The organism is Flavobacterium sp. BFFFF1, assembly GCF_002256285.1.
In the GTDB taxonomy this organism is placed as follows: Bacteria; Bacteroidota; Bacteroidia; order Flavobacteriales; family Flavobacteriaceae; genus Flavobacterium.
The window spans coordinates 1-3320 of the sequence record NZ_NKJE01000059.1; the positions used below are offsets into that span (position 1 = coordinate 1).

General features: G+C 34.7%; 4 protein-coding genes. All 4 read left to right on the forward strand.

Annotation, left to right across the window (positions count from 1 at the left end):
- The first annotated feature begins 167 nt into the window (after positions 1-167).
- On the forward strand, positions 168-563 hold the full coding sequence (locus tag CFE23_RS16445) for a hypothetical protein (RefSeq protein WP_291090503.1): 396 nt from the start codon (positions 168-170) through the stop codon (positions 561-563).
- A 173-nt stretch (positions 564-736) separates the two neighbouring features.
- Positions 737-1333 (forward strand): hypothetical protein, encoded by a 597-nt coding sequence (locus CFE23_RS16450; RefSeq protein ID WP_291090506.1) that lies wholly within the window; start codon positions 737-739, stop codon positions 1331-1333.
- A gap of 164 nt (positions 1334-1497) precedes the next feature.
- Positions 1498-2112, forward strand: a complete 615-nt coding sequence (locus CFE23_RS16455) for an AbiV family abortive infection protein (protein ID WP_291090509.1) — start codon at positions 1498-1500, stop codon at positions 2110-2112.
- A 166-nt stretch (positions 2113-2278) separates the two neighbouring features.
- Positions 2279-2827 carry a hypothetical protein gene (locus tag CFE23_RS16460; protein ID WP_291090512.1) on the forward strand — a complete coding sequence of 183 codons (549 nt, stop codon included), beginning with the start codon at positions 2279-2281 and terminating at the stop codon, positions 2825-2827.
- Positions 2828-3320: the final 493 nt, after the last annotated feature.

Sequence of the window (3320 nt, forward strand, 5' to 3'; positions counted from 1 at the left end):
TAACAACGGTTTCACGCAATTGCTACTTTCCTTGTAAAATGAACCGCCTTTTTCCATAACTTCGTTCTGTCTCGCCGAGAATACTCAGTTCCAAATGCCGCAACTGACGTGAAGCCGCCGGACGTTAGCTGCCATCAGCGCGTTGAGCTGTAAAAATCGCACAATCTATGAAAACGTTATTTTCAATTTTTATCTTACTAACACTTTCAGGTCATAAACTGAAAAGTGAATTAATGACTTTATCCTTTCCAGAAGGCAAGTGGATTATGTGCAAAAATGTTTGTGATGGGCTAACAGTTTCAAGAAATGTTTGTGTTGAATTCAACTTTATGGAAAATGGAAATGGAATACTGAAGAAAGCAGGGGAGCAAAGCATTTTTAATTGGATAATGCACGATGAAACAATTGAATTTACTTTTAAAACTGAATTTGATAAACAAGCTTTTATTTCAAACGATACAATTTTTATATTTCATGCATTCAAAAAAGAAAACGATGAAATTCTGTTAACTTCTGAAGATCTAAAATGTCAATATTTTTTAATCGAATCAAGTAAACAGTAGACATGACGGCAGCTAACAGCGGTTTCACGCAATTGCTGCGTCTCTTGTAAAATGAACGTTCTTTTTCCATAACTTCGTTTGGTCCACGCCGAGAATACTCAGTTCCAAATGCCGCAACTGACGTGAAGCCGCCGGACGTTAGCTGTAACCAAGCCAAAAATCACGCAAATTGTATGAAAAAGTTATTAATCTTGTTACCTATTTTACTTGTTGCTTGCCAGCAAGAAATCAAAAAAACATCAAGGAAGAGAGAAGTTATTATTTTCAAAACGGCTGAGCCTAAAATTTCTGAAAGTGACATATATGAAGTATTAAACTCTCTCAATATTTGCCTTCCTACAAATTCTATATATTACAGCGAATACAATTTTTCTGGCTCAATAAATTTTATAGATATTATTAAGGAAACTTCAAAATTTAAAGATGAGGATTTAAAATTCATTCGTAAACAATTGGCTGATGCAAAGAATTTTAATTTCAATATTAGTTTAATGGATTGTAAAAGAATTATTCCTAAAGATACTTTAAAAAAAGTGTTAGCAAACATTGAAACCGATAAATCTGTCTGGAAAACAATTTATAAAAAATATGGAAAGCACACATCAATATGCCAAATTGGACTTCCTCTATTTTCACTTGATAAGCAATATGTAATTTTTACAGTTTTCAGTTTAATTGAGCCTGATTCATTTGGTAGATCAATGGTCATCTATAAGAGAGTGAATAATAAATGGCAGCAATTTGATTCGATACCACTTTATACAGGATAATTCGGCTACAGCTAACAGCGGTTTCACGCAATTGCTGCTTCTCTTGTAAAATGTAACCGCTTTTTCCATAACTTCGTTTTGTCCACGCCGAGAATACTCAGTTCCAAATGCCGCAACTGACGTGAAGCCGCCGGACGTTGTGCGCAATTCTAAAAAACGTACCGATGAAAAAAGAAGATTTATTAGACGCTGTCAACAAGGCATTACAAAATGCTGAAGAATTATATGACGAAGCTGTTATTTTAAAAAACAATGAAAAAATAGCTAGAGCATATACGTTGTTTCAATTCAGTATTGAGGAAATCGGTAAAGCTGCAATGACATTTGATTTTGCTCTTCACGGCAATTTATCAGACTCAAAAGAAATTAAAATCTTTTTAGATAAGTTCCGTGATCATAAAATAAAAACTGAAACTTCTCAAGGTATAGACTTCATGTTTGCAATGCGTGCAGATGAAAGTGAATTTACAAAAAAATTGCTTTTGAATTTTTTAGGCAAAGACAAAAAACTAAGTCTGAATCTTTCTAATAACAAAAAAAATAATAGTTTATACGTTGGACTAATTGATAATAAGTTTTGTCTGCCCCAAGAAATGATTTCTAAAAAAGATCTTGATGAAATAGAACTATATGCTAATTTACGCCTAAAAATTGCGAAACCATTTTTCAGCCTCGGCGTTAACAATTTTGAGAAACTCGAAGAAACGAAACATTTATTCGACGAAGAAAAAACTCTCGCTGAAGGAGTTGAAAAAATGAGAAAATTGTTAGATTTATAAGAACTTCGCACAACAGCGGTTTCACGCAATTGCTACTTTCCTTGTAAAATGAACTTCTTTTTTCCATAACTTCGTTTTGTCCACGCCGAGAATACTCAGTTCCAAAAGCCGCAACTGACGTGAAGCCGCCGGACGTTAGCAGCAACCACAAAAAAACCGACCCAGAATGAACGCAATCAAATCTTTATCAATCATACTTCTTTTTACCGCATGTACAAAATCAACTCCAAAAGTTGTCAAAGCTCCAAAAATACCTGAGTCGACAGCGTTTTTCAACTTCGATGAAGTTACACATTATAAACTTGATAATAATGTAGAAACAGAAGCAATCTCTCGTGCCCGAAATGAAGATCCAAATGTTCCAAAAATATTCCGCATTTTTTGGAGTTTTTCCAATTATCCGGCTCGATTAAATGATTCTGCTTTTTTTAAAGATTTGGATAAAATGTATATTAATGAAGGGAAAATCTCTGCAGACAAATTACCTGAAATATCTGATATTTTTAGCGAACGGAAAGTAGAATCGATGACCAGTACTACTTGCGAACCAATGTATAGAGACATATTAATTTTTAAAAAAAATGGAATTGTTACAGGCATTTCAAAACTTTGCTTCCAATGCGGTGAACATTATATGATAGGTGCTAAGAGAAATACTGAAATGTTCGGTCAAAATGGAGAATTTCAAAGGCTAGAAAATTTATTCAAAAAATAGTGGCAGCTGCTAACAGCGGTTTCACGCAATTGCTGCTTCCCTTGTAAAATGTAACTGCTTTTTCCATAACTTCGTTTTGTCCAGCCGAGAGTACTCAGTTCCAAATGCCGCAACTGACGTGAAGCCGCCGGACGTTACCAGTAACTACATGAAAGCACGTTCTCGTTTTGTTGGAAAATCCCAGACCAAATCGCGGAGATTTTTTGCGCAGCTTTTTTTTTAATAAAAACTGGAAGCTTTTTGTGGCAGCTGTTTGAAAGCGTAAAGTCAAGATTTCCCATGAAATTTACTTTTGTTCCAACCGAGAATCTTCAGCTGTGTGTTTTGCAGACTTAGTTGCTTTCTGAAAAACGGACTTTGATGTTTGTGGCAACGAAACTTTCTGCTTTCGTGAAAATTGCGATTAAAAATGCTTGCAAAAAACGCTGTGATCGGCTTGATTGTAAACTATATGTAAGCCTTGAGAAATGAAAAATTTACTAAAAAGCGGCGA

What these genes read in the sequence shown, in the direction of transcription:
- CFE23_RS16460 (WP_291090512.1), top strand. Translation starts at nt 2,279, where the DNA reads ATGAACGCAATCAAATCTTTATCAATCATACTTCTTTTTACCGCATGT.
- CFE23_RS16455 (WP_291090509.1), top strand. Translation starts at nt 1,498, where the DNA reads ATGAAAAAAGAAGATTTATTAGACGCTGTCAACAAGGCATTACAAAAT.
- CFE23_RS16445 (WP_291090503.1), top strand. Translation starts at nt 168, where the DNA reads ATGAAAACGTTATTTTCAATTTTTATCTTACTAACACTTTCAGGTCAT.
- CFE23_RS16450 (WP_291090506.1), top strand. Translation starts at nt 737, where the DNA reads ATGAAAAAGTTATTAATCTTGTTACCTATTTTACTTGTTGCTTGCCAG.